Here is a 14,245-nt window from a genome sequence, read left to right as displayed (position 1 = left end):
TATATCGACCGCCGACAGGTCCCAGCCACAGTTTTGGCCATTCAACGTGCCTTCACAGAAGATTTCAGTGACAGGCCGTTCGGTATTGCAGTTCGGGCAAAGTCTGATCATCAGCAAAATTCTAGTGAGATGGGAATCGCTTATCTTCCGAAATTCCAAGTGTCGACCCGCCGTCTTCGAGGATATTTCGCAGGCGCCGGAAATCGCCGCGAGCGGGAATGCCCGCAAGCCAGACATCTCCGTTTTCGTCGAACATCACGTCGAAGCTGCGATCGCTTTCGTCGATAGTGCGGTCGAAGCTCTCGAACCGAGCCCGACCCAAAGGGGTCATCATGTGCAGTTGCTGATTGTCGCTGCCGCGAAGCGCCAGAGTTTGCCTCTCATCGATATCGAATGGCTCGGTGACGATCGCGTCGATCAGAGGCGGCCGGGAAGAGATCGCTTCGGAGATTGTGATCCAAGGATAGCCGGTAAAGACGAGGATGTCCGCCGCCGTTAGAGCTCGGAGCCGCGCCAGAAGCTCGAACAAAGCCTCGCGCTGGTCGAAAGGTTCCCCGCCTGAGACCGTGATTCCGTCTGCCGTCGAAAGCCAAGGTGAAATAGCGTCGACGACCTCAGCTATAGTCGTCGTCCCTCGCCCGTGTGTCCACGTATCCATGGAGATGCATCCCGGGCAGCGGATCGAACAGCCTTGAAACCATATCCCGATCCTTCGGCCGGGTCCCAAAGTCGTGACGGGGAAATGGATGCGGGACAGATTGACTGTCGTGGTCATGGAGAGTGCTCGCTCACGAGGTCGATCGTCGTCGATGCACCGGGGCGGACCCCTTCGATCCTGTATCTGCGTCCAGCTTCTGCTCCGCTGTCGAAAAGGCCCCGCGATAGCGGGTTGATGAGGTGAGATTCGACCTGATTGCGGATGCCTCGGCCGCCGTTCGAAAGGTCCGCCAAGCACAATCCTCGAAGTCCTTCGCGGGCGCCTTCTGTCAGTGTCACGTCATAGCCTAGCGATTTGACGTCGCTGAGCAGGTTGTTGACCATATGATCGAAGATCTCGTTGGCGACGTCGGGCCGGATGAAGTCGAAGACGATGACGTTCTCTCCGATGCGGTTCAGTATCTCAGGCCGATTGAGGACCTGCTTGAAGTGCTTTTCGATCTCGCTTCGGACTTTTCTCCTTACCCCTTCGAACGTCTCTTCGGGCGTCACGTTGGCGATCCTTTCGCCCGACGGCCCCGGCACGTAGATGCCCAAGTTCGACGTGAAGACAATGAAGGCTTCCGAGAAATAGACGCGATCGCCTCTTCCGGAGGTGAGAACGCCGTCGTCGAGAACCTGCAGGAATTTGTCCAGAATTCTCGGGTGAGCCTTCTCGATTTCGTCGAATAGGACGACGCTGAACGGCTTCTCGCGGATCGCGTTTGTGAGCTCGCCGCCGACGTCGTAACCGATGTAGCCGGGAGGAGCGCCGATGAGCCGCTGATCCGAATGCTCGGCGCTGAACTCCGACATGTCGAATCGGATATAGGCGCTCTCGTCACCGAACAGCAGACTTGTGATTGTCTTCGCGAGTTCCGTCTTGCCGACCCCAGTCGGCCCCGCGAGAAAGACGACACCTCTTGGTCGACCGCCTCTAGGGGATTGACCGATCCCGGTAACCGCGCGCTTGACGATGTCCAGCATATGGGTGACGGCATGCGACTGTCCCTTGACGCGCCCTCTCACAAATTCTTCACCCGAGCTGATCTTGTCGCGACTGATCTTACGCCAAGGATCCTCGGTCACACCGACCTTGAACCGTCGAACCGCATCTGCAATCCGATCAAACTGGACTCCTTCGCTGCGGGCGAGCTGCGCGACCGCGCTTAGATCTAACAGCAGAAGGCCTTCCGTCTCGTCCACGAATGCTTGGGTGCACTTGTCCAGTTCGCACTGCTCCGCCTTCTGCGCGCCTGGTAAGCCGCGCACCAGGGAGCGGATCATGCTTCTTCTCGCCACGTGATCCGGGCGTCCGATGGGTATGTGTCGTATCCTCGGGTTTCCGACCAGGAACCAGTCGGGCAGATCCCCCTCCTTGTCGACGATCCAGACGATCGTGTTGAAGTAGGGGAGGCGTCTTTCGCCGGCCGGCCGCGCGCGTGCCGAATGCGAGAGGATTAGAGCCCGAGAGAAAAGCTGGTGTTCGGCCGGCGACAGCGCCTCGTTTCGCGCGACCAGCCTCGACGCGAAATCGACGATGAGCGCCACCGGCAACCCTTCCGCGCCGACATGCCTTTCGAGGGTGGCCGATAAGAGGTCAATGCCGCCGGCGGCCGCTCCGTTGGTCGGCGTCAGACCCAACTGCGTCAGGAAGCTTCCGTCGGCCGGTTCGATCCCTCTAAATCCGTTCAGAAGGTCGAAGCTTGCGATACGCGCATAGCCAGCTTCCTTCAAGCGGTCCGGCAGGACCCTGGATAGTGGCGTTGCCGTCACCTCGCCTGGAGCAATCTCGTGCATCTGAAGGTCCCGGGTATTGCCCGAGAGGACGAATTGGCTACGGAGGGGCAGAAAACGCAGCAAATCGCGGAGCCATCTGGCTCTTTCCACCGAACTATCGCGCACCGACCAAGCCCCCTTGTACTCGTTCCGCGCGACTATAAGCTATCTTACTCGCCTTTTTCGAGTGCATTTCCTAGGAGTTCCTAGGGAATTGGGATTAAGGCGACTCGGAAAGGACGAGAAGGGCGGCTTAGCCGACACAAGTGGGCGCATGCAGAGCATCGGGGGAAGCATCAAGCTGAGCGCCTGCGATCTGGTCGGCCACCTGAACTGCCGGTATCTGACGGAACTTGATCTGAAGGTGGCCAATGGCCAGCTGCAGAAACCGAAGGTGTGGGACCCGGTGCTTGCGACGCTCGCCGAGCGCGGCGCGCTGCATGAACGAAGCTACGTTGACCATCTCAAGGGCGGCGGCTTAAGCGTAACGGTCGTGGACGGCGTCGGAGTAGACGGTGTTGCTGTGGCCGCGACCATATCAGCCATGGAGCGCGGTGATGCCGTCATCGTGCAGGGGGCTCTCGAGGCGGGAAGATGGAATGGACGTGCGGACGTCTTGCGTCGGGTCGATACGCCGAGCCGCTTCGGCGGTTGGTCGTATGAGGTGACCGACACGAAGCTCGCGCGGGAAACCAAAGGAAATACGGTCCTTCAGATTTGCCTTTACTCCGACCTGCTCGCGGAAATGCAAGCCACGCGACCGGCCATGGCCTACGTCGTCACGCCGGCAGCCGACTTCGTTCCGGTTGAGTACAGGATCGCAGACTATTCAGCCTATTATCGGCACGTCAGGAATAGTCTCGAGCGTTCCGTCGCTTCTCCGAGCACGGCCTATGCATATCCCGAACCCGTCGAGCACTGCGACATCTGCAGGTGGCGCCGGCACTGCGACGAAAGGAGACGAGCTGACGATCATATGTCGCTCGTCGCGGGAATAAGTAAATTGCAGATCGGAGAGCTCGAGCGGCACGGCGTGACGACTATGGCGGCGCTTGCCGAGTTGCCGTTGCCATTGCAGTGGCGGCCGGATCGCGGTGCTGCTCGCAGTTACGAAAACGTTCGCGAACAGGCGAGGATACAGGTCGAAGGCCGGACCCAGGGCGCAGTGCTCTACGAAGCACTCCCGCCGAAGCCGGGCTTCGGGCTCTCAAGACTTCCCGAACCCTGTCCCGGCGATATCTTTTTTGACTTCGAGGGTGATCCTTTCGTCGGAGAAGGAGGGTTGGAGTTTCTGTTCGGATACCTCTTCAATGGCGATGACGACTTACCTCGATACGTCGGTGACTGGGCATCCGCGCGACACGAAGAAAGGGTCGCGTTCGAGCGCTTCATCGACTTCGTCACAGAGCGACGCAAAATCTTTCCCGACCTTCATATCTATCACTTCGCTCCTTATGAGCCGGCCGCGTTGAAGCGATTGATGGGCCGATACGCGACGCGGGAAAGGGAACTGGACGATCTTCTTCGCTCGGAGGTCTTCGTTGACCTCTATTCGGTCGTACGCCACGCCATCCGCGCGAGCGTGGAGAGTTATTCGATCAAGAAGCTGGAGCCGCTCTATTCGTTCGCACGAAGCGTACCGTTGGAGGAGGTCGCGGCCGTGCTCGCCAGAACGCAGGCGCGGTTGGAAACGGCCGATGACGCCCACGTTCCAACGGAGCACAAAGAGGCGATCAAAGGCTACAATCGCGATGACTGCACCTCTACGGAGGCTCTCCGGAACTGGCTGGAATCCTTGCGGACCGAGCTCCTCGCGGTAGGCGAGACCATCGAACGGCCGGTACCCAAAGAGGCCGAGATCAGTCCCAAGCGTGATGCTTGGTTGGCAAGAGTGCAAGCCGTGGCCTCGCGGTTGCTCGACGGCATACCCGACGACGTAACTCAACGAAGCAAGGAGCAGCACTCAAGGTGGTTGCTCGCGTTCATGCTCGATTGGCACGGCCGCGAGGGTAAGGCCGTCTGGTGGGAATACTTCAGACTCCGCGACCTTTCGGCCGAAGATCTTGTTCATGAACGAGCAGGCATCGGCGGTTTGAAATTCGTCCGAAACGTCGGAGGGACCGCCAAAGCGCCCATCCATCGCTACGAGTTTGTGCAGCAGGACACTGACGTGCGTGCGGAAAGCAAGCTGCGGAGCGTCGGCGGAGACCACTTCGGAGAAGTGGACGCTATCGCAAGAGGACCGGACGGTCGACATAAAGAAGCGGGGCGATACCGCCGATTTGCACCCCGAAGCCGTTTTCGCCCACAAATCGTTCGACCATCCAGAGCAGGCGGGTTCTCTTCTTCGCCTCGGAGAATACGTCGCGGAGAACGGCATGGAGGGGCCGGGCAAATATCGCGCTGCGCGCGATCTGCTGCTGGGGTTGGCCCCTCGCTTGCGAGGACAGGCGCTGCTGCGGCCGGGGGAGACGACTCTGGCCGCTGCCGAGCGTATCGGCGTCTCCCTGGATGAGAGTGTCGTTCCGATTCAAGGCCCGCCGGGAGCCGGAAAAACATATACGGCCGCACGTATGATCCTTAGCCTGGTTCGCGAGGGAAAGCGGGTCGGAATAACTGCAAATAGTCACAAGGTCATCCGCAACCTCTTGACTGAGGTCATTTCCGCTGCCGCGGCCGCAGATTTGTGCCTCCAATGCGTTCACAAGATTTCCGAAAAGGAAACCAGCAGTCTTCCTTCCCTGCGATTGACGAAAAGCAACGAGGAAGCTCTGGATCTTCTTCGCGCGACATGCGCGGTCGGCGGTGGGACCTCGTTCTTTTGGTCGCGGGCAGACGCGAACCTCAGCGTAGATGTGCTTTTCATCGACGAGGCGGCCCAGATGTCGTTGGCGGATGTTCTTGCCGTGTCGCAGGCTGCCAAGAGCGTCGTGCTTCTTGGAGACCCGCGTCAGCTCGAGCAGCCGATTCAGGGATGCCACCCTGATGGGGTTGCAGTCTCGGCGCTCGATCATATCCTCGGAGCACGCGCGACCGTTCCCCCCGAGCGCGGGCTGTTCCTGGCGGAGACCTGGCGGCTGCATCCGGATATCTGCGTCTTCAACTCTGAGCTGTTCTACGAGGGACGACTCCGATCGCACGCAGGACTTGAAAAGCAAGAAATCAGGTCGACGGGTAGGCTTGGCGGAGCCGGGCTCAGATATCTGCCAATCGAGCACACCGGTAATCAGAACTCCGCAAAGGAGGAAGCCGAGGCGATTCGACACCTCGTTTCAAGCATTCTAGATGCCGGCAGCACTTGGATCGATCGGCAGGGCGTAGAGAAATCGATTGGACTTGAGGATATTCTGATCGTCGCCCCCTACAACGCTCAGGTATTCGAGCTCCAGGAGCGCATTCCTGGTGCACGCATTGGGACCGTGGATAAATTCCAGGGGCAAGAGGCGCCTATCGTCATCTACTCAATGACGACCTCAAGCCATTCCGACGCCCCGCGTGGCATGGAATTCCTTTACAGCGCGAACCGCCTGAACGTCGCCACTTCTCGAGCAAAGTGCATTTGCTTCATCGTCGCGTCCCCTCGACTTTTCGAAGCGGAGTGTCGCACGCCAAGGCAGATGCAGCTCGCCAATGCGTTCTGCAGATACCTTGAGATCGCGATCGAGTTAAGAGCTCTTTGAAGCGTAGCGCATTGTGAAATAGCGGACGGCACCAAGATGGCGCTATGCTGACGCTCGCCTTTGTTGCTGGAAAAGCTTGCGCGGTCCGTTTTGTCCACTCTCATTCAGAACGGAACGTTGAACCGTCGATGCCACCAGGCCGACGGAGCCCGATCCGGATCTGCAACCAGACCGTTTTGAGCTACAGGATATCGACTAGTTCCATTGATTTTGCTGCGTTTCCGTTCGAGATAGAGCGGCTCCGTTGTGCGCCTGACCGCGATAGATGGTCGTTGGAGTTTCGCCAACGAAGACCGGAGCTGCGGTTGATGTCTTGAGCCTGAGGAGTTCAACCTCCGAACAATTTCCGTATCGCGCGCAATATCCAATCCCAGATCTTCGCAAAAGTACCCAACTGAGACTTCTCGGCATAATAAGCTTGCCGCTGCTGCTCCTCAGCGCGACGGCCAGCTAGGATCTGCGCGTCCGCCCAGGCGCCCGCCCAGTTAATCTGGCCGTGGCTGATGATGTAGTGGGATCGGCAGGGGAGCTGCCAATTCCCGATCGACGGCCAGAGCGACGGCAGGTCGCCGTTTTCCGAGAGCGACCATTCCACGGGACCAAGAGGGGTTACCACCTTGTTGCCGCAGCCACAGGCGCACAGATGCGCGGCCACGGAATATCGCTCCGTCACATAGAGAATGCCGGGGGAGAGCTGCTTAGGGATGTACTGGACCCGCTCAAGCTTGATGGTGTTCACGGCCCCTCCTGGCGGAACAGCTTGATCTCGGCGGTGTCGAAAAGCATGTGAAAGGGCGCCTGCTTGTCGAGATAGAATCCCCGCAGCTGCTTGTAGCGCATGACCGCCAGGAAGGCGTTCATGGCATTCAGCTCGGAAATCTGGACCTGGGCGCGGTATTCATCATCAGGATGGTCCGCCAGCTCGGCGAGCTGCATGTCGCGGACTTGCGCCGCCTTGTCCGGCGGGTAGTAGGTCGCGCGCAACGTTCCGGCGAGTGGCCCTTCCTTCCGGTTCAGACCCATACCGACATCGATGAAGGGAATCCCAAGGCTGATCAGCAGCTCGAAGATCTCTGCCCGCGCCGAGCCTTTGTCGACGCAGACGAACGCAAAGGTCACACCTTGAAGGTCGGCGGCCGACGAGCGGTCGATATACTTCTTCTCCAGCTTGAGATTCTTGCGGAAGTTTTCGTACCGCCGCTGTTAAACCTCAGCCTTGGCCTTGCCGAGATCCTGCTCGTCGAGATGGCCCGGCGAGCGGTAGGCGTTATGGACGTAGTAGAAGTCGCCGTCGAAGCCGCGAATCTCCTGGACCGGCGTCTTGACCGTGAAGTCCAGGACGAAGCAGCCGGTGCCACCGAGGCCGATGATCGCAATGACCTCGTTCTTGAAAACGGCAGCGAGATCGCCGATCTCGGCGCGGCTGGTCATGGTGTCCTGAAACTTGAACACCGAATCGGCGACCACGTCGTGGTCAACCCGGAACGTGAAGGGATTGAAGCCGTGGAGGCTCATCGCCGGCCCGCCGACGAGGTTCAGGTAGTGCTCGATCTTGGCGAAGAAGTCGGGGAAGTGGCCCGGCGGCGGCTTGTTCGAGAAGCTTCGCTCGACCACGACATCGGTCTTGGTCAGTGCGAGTGACGCGGCACCGCCGCCCAGATTGGGGACGGGTTGGCCATCGAGGCCGTGTGGCGCCGACCCGGCGAAAAATACTTGGTGGTCCTGTTGCTGGACGCGCATCTTGTCGATGAACACGAGCTTGGTGACGATCGCCCCTACCTGGAGCGCCTTGTTGGCGTCCAGGTAGGGAATGTAGCGCACGACCAGATAGCCGCTGTCGAACCTCAGGGCATAGCCCTTTTCGAGGAGTCGGCGGATGTCGTCGTTATGATTGGCCAGTTCGATTAACACGGAACTCCATCCCGTCCTTGACCTCGACGCTGCCGCCCGGCGGCAGAATGCCCTCGTGGTGACCCTTGGTGTAGGTCACCGAGTAGGTGATCTCGGGGTGCTGCGGATAGTCCGGATACGCCAGCGTCACGACCTCGGCGTAGGTGATCTTCTCCTTTTTCGGCACCTCGTGCGGGGTGCCGTCCACGATGATGGTGATCGTCTTCACCTTTTCTGCAGTCTCGGACATGCCGATTCTCCTTCATGATCTGCGGGCCGGGCCGGAACCACTTCTTGTGGCTAACCGGCCTCAAAGGTGCCCAGATGTGGTACACTCCGGTTGATATGCTAGAGGTTTTGACCTATATATTAACCGTTGGTTGATAAATTGCACATAAAAAGACAAATGTCAACTACGCGAAGGGAGACACGGAATCATGGCATTTGGAGAAAGGCTTCGGCTCGCGCGGTTGCGGGCCGGACTGTCGTTGGCGGCCTTGGCGGAGAAGGCGACCCCGAAGGTGACGCCGCAGGCGATCAACAAGTACGAGCTGGGTGAAATGCTACCGAGTTCGAGCGTCCTCGTGGGGCTCGCCCAGGCGCTTGGGGTCTCGTTGGATTTCCTGATGAGCAATCAGGTGACTGCGCTCGACGGCGTCGAGTTTCGCAAGCGCTCTGGCACGTCTGAAAAAGAGCGCGCGCTGGTCGAGGCCGAAGTGATCGACCATATCGAGCGCTACCTCGCAATCGAGGACATCCTTGATCTGCCGGAAAAGCCCAGCGATTTGGATGAAATTAAGCCGGTCGACGTCGATGATCTCGACGACGCGGAGAAACGCGCCACCTGGCTCCGCGAGAAGTGGAATCTAGGCGGAGACCCGATCCCCAGCATGACCTCGCTGCTGGAGGAACGGAACGTGCGGGTTATTGAGATCGACGGTCACGACGGATTTTATGGGCTGACCTGCCATGTGAAGCGACCAGCGAAGAAGCCACCCATACGCGTCGTGGTACGCCGCAACGTCAACGTTGAACGCAACAGGTTTACCCTGGCGCACGAACTTGCGCACGCCCTGATCGGCGAATGCAAGAAAGCCAAACCTGAAAAGGCGATGGACCGGTTCGCAGGCGCGTTCTTGGTGCCAGCAGAGCACCTGAAGGAGGAAGTCGGGACCGGCCGAACCGCATTCGCCTATAAAGAGCTTGTTCGGCTCAAACACCTTTATGGTGTATCGATGTGGGCCTTGCTATATCGACTGAAGGACGTCGGAATCATTTCAGAGGCCAATTTGAAGAACCTATTCCGAACCCCGGCCCGGGCGTGGCTTAAGTCAGAGCCGGAAGAGCTAAGTACGGACGGCGAAACGGCGAGGTTGGAAAAGCCTCAGCGGTTCGAGACTCATGTTTATCGCGCGTTGGCGGAAGGCATTATCCCCTCAACCAAGGCTGCCGGCTTGTTGAGACGGCCCATTGCAGATGTCGAGCGCGCGGTCAAAGGCCAGCAGTGAACCGCGCCGCATCGTCATCAATGATGCGAGCTGCCTGATCGACCTGAATAAGGTAGGTCTGGTTGAAGTCATGCTTCAGCTGCCCTACCGTTTTGTGGTCGCCTTGCCTGTCGCGCACAATGAGCTTCTCGATTTCACTGAGAAGGACTGGCAGCGTCTTACGGGGGCTGGTCTGGAACAGATTGATCTCGATCCCGGACAAGTTGGCCGAGCCATTGCGATCCAGTCCGTCAACGCCAAGCTCAGTGCGGAGGACTGCTTCTCTTTGGTCCTTGCCGAGGACCTCAAGGAATCGATCCTGCTGACCGGTGACGGCAAATTGCGCACTGTTGCTGTCGCCAAGGGCTGCGAAGTTCGTGGCGTGCTCTGGGTCACCGATGAGATCCACAGCCGGGGCCTCGTTACGGCTCACAAGCTGATCCAATGCCTTACCGCTTGGCAGGACGACCCGCTGGTGCGGCTTCCGGCGAATCTACTGCACGCGAGACTGCGGAATCTCACCAAGAAGTAAGTGAGCTGTACCAAACAGGGGTGGGCACAGGCATGGCAGAGCACAAGGAATACAGATACCGCCGGGACTTGAGGCAGCGATGAAGGCGCTTGGCATCATTTGGGGAAAGATTTTCAATGATTGATCCCATCACAGCGCTGGCTTTCTCGGTCTACGAAAACAAAGGGGTCTATGCCCTCCTCTTGGGATCTGGTGTATCGCGTGCAGCGTATATCCCGACCGGCTGGGAAGTGACGCTGGACTTGATCAAGAGGGTTGCGGCCCTCGAAGGCGTCACCGGCCAACCCGACTGGGCCAAGTGGTACGGCGACAAATACGGCGCGGAGGCGAACTATTCGGCGCTTCTCGATCAGCTCGCTAGCACGCCAGATGAACGGCGATCGATCCTGCACTCGTATATCGAGCCGACAGAAGAAGAGATTGCGGAGGGCCGCAAGGTACCCACGCGCGCCCACCATGCCATCGCCAGGCTCGTGCGCGCTGGCTTTATTCGCGTCATCATCACGACCAATTTCGACCGGCTGATGGAAAACGCCTTGCGAGAGGCCGGCATTGAGCCCACCGTCATCAAGTCAGATGACGATCTCAAAGGCGCAGTCCCGCTGACCCACAGCAGGTGCTACCTGGTCAAGGTTCATGGAGACTATCTCGACACGCGGATTCGCAATACCGACCAGGAGTTAAGCGCTTATTCGCCGGAAACGAACGCCTTGCTTGACCGGATCATTGACGAGCACGGCCTCATCATTGCGGGCTGGTCGGGCGATTGGGATGCGGCACTCCGGGGCGGCATCACCCGGGCGCCCAACCGCCGCTATCCGCTATTCTTTGCTGCTCGCGGCAAGCCGTCTCAGATTGCGGCCGACCTGGTGCAGCATCGGGCCGGCAGAATCATCACGATCGACAATGCTGACAGCTTCTTTGAAGACCTCGAAGGCAAGCTTTCCGCCCAGGCAGAGCTACAGCGCGAAAACCCGCTCAGCATTGAGCTGATGGTCACGAGCGCGAAGAAATACCTCGGCAAGCCTGAATTTCGCATCCAGCTAGACGAGCTGATCGGTAACGAGGCCGCGCGGCTCGCCAAGGCGATAAAGGAAAAGGAATTTGAACCGAGCGGCGCATGGTCGCCGGAGCGCTACGCGCAAACCGTCGCCCGTTACGAGGCGTTGACCGAACCGCTCGCCAGGATCTTTGGAGTGCTCGGCCGTTGGGGCACCGGCACCGAATTTGCGCAAGCCGTCGAGTACATTGCGCGGTTTTCGCAGGCCGAAGTGGTTGGCGGGCTGACGGTGTTGATCAATCTGCGCACCTATCCTGCCGTGTTGCTCTTCTATGCCTATGGTATCGGGTTGCTGAAGGCCCGCCGATATGGAGACCTGTTTAAGCTGTTCGCGACGACTGTGCCACATGAACGCGAGCCTCAACCCCTTGTAAAGCGTTTACTGCTCGGCTCTTGGGAAGGAGGTGGCACTGACGCCTGGAAGACCCTGGAAGGCCTAGAGAAGCGGAAGACGCCGCTCAGCGATCACCTCCACGATGTTCTGCCCGCCTGGTGCACCGATTTCATTTTCATGAATGGCGAGTTCACCAGGTTATTTGAGGAGTTTGAGATGTTGGCGGCGCTGGCGCACCTGACGCTATCGACCTCGCTGGAGGATTTACAAGCGACCCTCAGCAAAACAGGCGGTCGCGATTTCGCCTGGAGCCCCATGGGGCGCGCGGGTTGGGACGGACAAACCAGGCGGCAGATACTCGAGGGTTGGGCTGTCCCGGAAATCAATGCCGCCATCCTCAAGGCCGGTTTTGCGAACAAGTCCGCTGATTATTACAAGCTGGCGATCGACAGTCTCAGCCGTCTTGCAGCATACATGGGCTGGCGATAGTCGTGGAATCGCGGTTTTCGCGATGGGCCAGCATCAGTCGGACTTATTAGGTTCGCCCTTGGTTTTCTTTCGGGCGAAATAGTCGATCATCGCGTTGAAGTTGAACCCAATCCCGGCGATGTTCGGCTTTAGCTCAAAGAAACTGGCAACTGTCGCCAGCCCGCCTTTGGGCGTGCTGTCTGCTTTCGCCACAGCAGACGGGGTGCCGCTGGCAAGAGTTTCCGTCACCCGGAGCAGCAGGTTCAGGCGGCGATCATTGAAGATTGGCTCGGCCGGACCTAGAGCTCGAAGAAGCGTTTTGGCCTCGGTCAGGCGGTCAGTTTTTGCCGACCAAATCGCGATTGCAGCATAAGCGAAAACAAAATCCTCGAACTCATGTCGCGGCAGGGTCTCTCGCTTTACGGTGTCGATCTCGGTAGCGGCAGCATCGATTTGCTTGCGATAGAGCAAGCATTCCGCGACGTGGACCTTATCGAGGTGAGACCCGCCAAGCGCAATTGCCTGACGATAAGCCATTTCTGCCTGATCCCACTCATCGGCATATCGGTAGCTGTCGCCTAACTCGCGTTGGATGGCGGCCCTGCCGCTTTGTGTCCAGCGATCCTCAAGCAGCAGCGCATGAAATTGCAATGCCGACTCCTTGAGCGTCGACTTGTAACGCTTCAAGCTGCCGAGCAGTTGAAGGAGCCTGCCATATAGGTGCTTCTCGTACCCCTCCAGCGGCTCATCCGCTTCGGTCTGCCGCACAAAGCCAATGACTTCGGCCAACTGTTGCGCGGCGGTTTGCGCGTCACCGATCATGAAGTATTGAACGGCTTTGGCTCCCCGATACTGCAGCTGGTTTTCGCGATCGTTATCCAGTTCGAGGATGCGGTCTAATATTTCCATTCGAGCTGCGAATGGCAGATCATCGAATTCAAGATCGACATACAGCTGCAGAAGCTCAAGGTCCTCTTCCTTTTTCGTAATCGGGCCTGCCTTCGCCAGCTCTTGCCGGGCTTTTGCGCGATCACCGCCGGGACTGAGGTAGTAGAACGAAAGGTAATACGCGATCTTCCTGTACCAGGCAGGATGCTGGATGTTGGTGCGAAGCCGATCCAGCACGGCGGGCCAGTCTTTCCAAAGCCCAAGGTGAAAATACAGTGAGGACAAGCGGCCAACGTAAGCCCCCAGTGCGTTCACGTCGATGCGAAGCAGCTGCAGTCCGACGCCGCCTGCCGCCAGCGCTGGTGCGGTGTTTGTCTTGTGCCATATCGTGTACTGCGTGACGTCGGCGCGTGTTGCAAGAAGCGCCCGGTCCAAATTCTTTTCCCGTAGGGCCGCCGTGTATGCCTTACCTATGTCAAAGTCTGGCAGGCGCCGCCAGCAGCAATCCTTGTACTTCTTCCCGGAGGCGCATGGGCATGGCTCGCTCCATTTTGGCTTCCACTTCTTGCGTATTGGCATTTTGCGGCTCTCGCTCGTCTCTCTTATGGCAGTTAAGCCGCTGTTGGAGAGTCGGAGCCTTGGCCATCATCAAGCAGCCGGAGAACTCGTTGCGAGGCGGTCACCCCGCCGACTACCCGCGTCATGGCGTCGGGCTCGGCGGCATCGCCGCTGACGCGAATGCCGCCGAACAGGTGAAAGATCCAGATCGACATCTCCGGGGAATCCACGCCTTGCGCCCCCTCGTAGACGAAGGCGCCGCCGCCGATGTCGCCCTTTACCCGAGCGCGGGCATTCTGCGCCGCGAGGAGCTTCCGGTGCATCTCCTCGCCGGGGCGGTTGAGGAAGCCCGCCCAGATCCCGTCTTTTGCCGATCGAGAATGACCTTGAAGTGGTGATAGAGCAGCCCTTGGGTGATGAACTTGAACAGTTCCCCGACACGGTCGCCGTCAAAGGGCAACGTCATGGCCGGCAAGAAAAGGCCATTCTGGAGAGTCAGCTCCTGCTGATGACCGGCTGCCAGTTGGCGCTTCAGCTTGGCGTTCTTATCCAGGCGCCGCTCCACCATCTGGGACAGCACCAGGGGCGCGTCTTGATGGTTGCTGGCGAACGGCAGCACCGTGGTCAAATAGTGCTCGTGGCCGCTCTTGACGCCGTTGCACGCGCTGCAGGTGGGCACCTTGGGCAGGTTCGCGCGGCGGCTCACCAGGAAAAATTCCCGCGCGAACACGTGATCCATCGTCTCGGCAGGCGCGGTGCCGCAGTAGACGCAGATCTTGCCAACATGCCGTTTGCTCATGGCGCCAGTATAACATGGAGTTTTGAGTCGAACGGTCCAAGGAAAAGACCCCGCATCCAATCGCGGTCTTAGCC

General features: G+C 59.0%; 14 protein-coding genes. 5 read left to right on the top strand and 9 right to left on the bottom strand.

Annotated elements, in window-relative coordinates; genetic code table 11:
• Nucleotides 1-121: 121 nt before the first annotated feature.
• Together ACVIJ6_RS00130 and ACVIJ6_RS00125 are read right to left on the bottom strand one after the other, a co-directional pair.
• Nucleotides 122-775, bottom strand: a complete 654-nt coding sequence (locus tag ACVIJ6_RS00130) for a 4Fe-4S single cluster domain-containing protein (RefSeq protein WP_444837255.1) — start codon at nucleotides 773-775, stop codon at nucleotides 122-124.
• Nucleotides 772-2,496: an AAA family ATPase gene (locus ACVIJ6_RS00125; protein WP_444837254.1), complete on the bottom strand. Its 1,725-nt coding sequence runs from the start codon at nucleotides 2,494-2,496 to the stop codon at nucleotides 772-774. The genes ACVIJ6_RS00130 and ACVIJ6_RS00125 overlap by 4 nt, the downstream gene beginning before the upstream one ends.
• 253 nt (nucleotides 2,497-2,749) lie before the next feature.
• Here ACVIJ6_RS00125 and ACVIJ6_RS00120 point away from each other — a divergent pair, with 253 nt between their 5' ends.
• A complete protein-coding gene (locus tag ACVIJ6_RS00120; RefSeq protein ID WP_444837253.1) occupies nucleotides 2,750-4,990 on the top strand; it encodes a TM0106 family RecB-like putative nuclease in 2,241 nt (746 codons plus the stop codon).
• Nucleotides 4,902-6,155 (top strand): AAA domain-containing protein, encoded by a 1,254-nt coding sequence (locus ACVIJ6_RS00115; protein ID WP_444837357.1) that lies wholly within the window; start codon nucleotides 4,902-4,904, stop codon nucleotides 6,153-6,155. The genes ACVIJ6_RS00120 and ACVIJ6_RS00115 overlap by 89 nt, the downstream gene beginning before the upstream one ends.
• Before the next feature lie 328 nt (nucleotides 6,156-6,483).
• Here the strand turns inward: ACVIJ6_RS00115 and ACVIJ6_RS00110 are convergent, their stop codons facing one another.
• The 4 genes from ACVIJ6_RS00110 to ACVIJ6_RS00095 form a co-directional block, all read right to left on the bottom strand.
• On the bottom strand, nucleotides 6,484-6,894 hold the full coding sequence (locus ACVIJ6_RS00110) for a DUF6527 family protein (RefSeq protein ID WP_444837252.1): 411 nt from the start codon (nucleotides 6,892-6,894) through the stop codon (nucleotides 6,484-6,486).
• On the bottom strand, nucleotides 6,891-7,274 hold the full coding sequence (locus ACVIJ6_RS00105; protein WP_444837251.1) for a hypothetical protein: 384 nt from the start codon (nucleotides 7,272-7,274) through the stop codon (nucleotides 6,891-6,893). The genes ACVIJ6_RS00110 and ACVIJ6_RS00105 overlap by 4 nt, the downstream gene beginning before the upstream one ends.
• Before the next feature lie 84 nt (nucleotides 7,275-7,358).
• Complete coding sequence (locus ACVIJ6_RS00100) at nucleotides 7,359-8,066, bottom strand: DUF6791 domain-containing protein (RefSeq protein ID WP_444837250.1); 708 nt, start codon at nucleotides 8,064-8,066, stop codon at nucleotides 7,359-7,361.
• Entirely contained in the window at nucleotides 8,041-8,295 is a 255-nt protein-coding gene (locus ACVIJ6_RS00095) for a multiubiquitin domain-containing protein (RefSeq protein WP_212101781.1), read from the bottom strand. The genes ACVIJ6_RS00100 and ACVIJ6_RS00095 overlap by 26 nt, the downstream gene beginning before the upstream one ends.
• Nucleotides 8,296-8,482: 187 nt before the next feature.
• Here ACVIJ6_RS00095 and ACVIJ6_RS00090 point away from each other — a divergent pair, with 187 nt between their 5' ends.
• The 3 genes from ACVIJ6_RS00090 (at nucleotide 8,483) to ACVIJ6_RS00080 (ending at nucleotide 11,947) form a co-directional block, all read left to right on the top strand.
• On the top strand, nucleotides 8,483-9,553 hold the full coding sequence (locus ACVIJ6_RS00090; RefSeq protein WP_444837249.1) for a helix-turn-helix domain-containing protein: 1,071 nt from the start codon (nucleotides 8,483-8,485) through the stop codon (nucleotides 9,551-9,553).
• The gene (locus tag ACVIJ6_RS00085) at nucleotides 9,516-10,064 is read left to right on the top strand and encodes a type II toxin-antitoxin system VapC family toxin (RefSeq protein WP_444837248.1); all 549 of its coding nucleotides are present in this window, start codon (nucleotides 9,516-9,518) and stop codon (nucleotides 10,062-10,064) included. Before ACVIJ6_RS00090 ends, ACVIJ6_RS00085 begins: the two co-directional genes overlap by 38 nt.
• A 116-nt stretch (nucleotides 10,065-10,180) precedes the next feature.
• A complete protein-coding gene (locus ACVIJ6_RS00080) occupies nucleotides 10,181-11,947 on the top strand; it encodes an SIR2 family protein (RefSeq protein ID WP_444837247.1) in 1,767 nt (588 codons plus the stop codon).
• A gap of 33 nt (nucleotides 11,948-11,980) precedes the next feature.
• Here the strand turns inward: ACVIJ6_RS00080 and ACVIJ6_RS00075 are convergent, their stop codons facing one another.
• The 3 genes from ACVIJ6_RS00075 to ACVIJ6_RS00065 form a co-directional block, all read right to left on the bottom strand.
• The gene (locus ACVIJ6_RS00075) at nucleotides 11,981-13,393 is read right to left on the bottom strand and encodes an SEC-C metal-binding domain-containing protein (protein ID WP_444837246.1); all 1,413 of its coding nucleotides are present in this window, start codon (nucleotides 13,391-13,393) and stop codon (nucleotides 11,981-11,983) included.
• A 32-nt stretch (nucleotides 13,394-13,425) separates the two neighbouring features.
• On the bottom strand, nucleotides 13,426-13,587 hold the full coding sequence (locus ACVIJ6_RS00070; RefSeq protein ID WP_456770949.1) for a hypothetical protein: 162 nt from the start codon (nucleotides 13,585-13,587) through the stop codon (nucleotides 13,426-13,428).
• Nucleotides 13,588-13,649: 62 nt separating this feature from the next.
• Entirely contained in the window at nucleotides 13,650-14,171 is a 522-nt protein-coding gene (locus ACVIJ6_RS00065) for a hypothetical protein (protein ID WP_444837244.1), read from the bottom strand.
• Nucleotides 14,172-14,245: the final 74 nt, after the last annotated feature.

It is taken from the genome of Bradyrhizobium sp. USDA 4369, from assembly GCF_054056435.1.
This window is presented reverse-complemented; position numbering and strand designations above follow the sequence as displayed.

Coding starts and splice junctions, on each gene's coding strand:
- ACVIJ6_RS00120 (WP_444837253.1), top strand. CDS start 2,750: ATGCAGAGCATCGGGGGAAGCATCAAGCTGAGCGCCTGCGATCTGGTC.
- ACVIJ6_RS00130 (WP_444837255.1), bottom strand. CDS start 775: ATGACCACGACAGTCAATCTGTCCCGCATCCATTTCCCCGTCACGACT.
- ACVIJ6_RS00080 (WP_444837247.1), top strand. CDS start 10,181: ATGATTGATCCCATCACAGCGCTGGCTTTCTCGGTCTACGAAAACAAA.
- ACVIJ6_RS00065 (WP_444837244.1), bottom strand. CDS start 14,171: ATGAGCAAACGGCATGTTGGCAAGATCTGCGTCTACTGCGGCACCGCG.
- ACVIJ6_RS00090 (WP_444837249.1), top strand. CDS start 8,483: ATGGCATTTGGAGAAAGGCTTCGGCTCGCGCGGTTGCGGGCCGGACTG.
- ACVIJ6_RS00075 (WP_444837246.1), bottom strand. CDS start 13,393: ATGCCAATACGCAAGAAGTGGAAGCCAAAATGGAGCGAGCCATGCCCA.
- ACVIJ6_RS00070 (WP_456770949.1), bottom strand. CDS start 13,587: ATGTCGATCTGGATCTTTCACCTGTTCGGCGGCATTCGCGTCAGCGGC.
- ACVIJ6_RS00125 (WP_444837254.1), bottom strand. CDS start 2,496: ATGCACGAGATTGCTCCAGGCGAGGTGACGGCAACGCCACTATCCAGG.
- ACVIJ6_RS00095 (WP_212101781.1), bottom strand. CDS start 8,295: ATGTCCGAGACTGCAGAAAAGGTGAAGACGATCACCATCATCGTGGAC.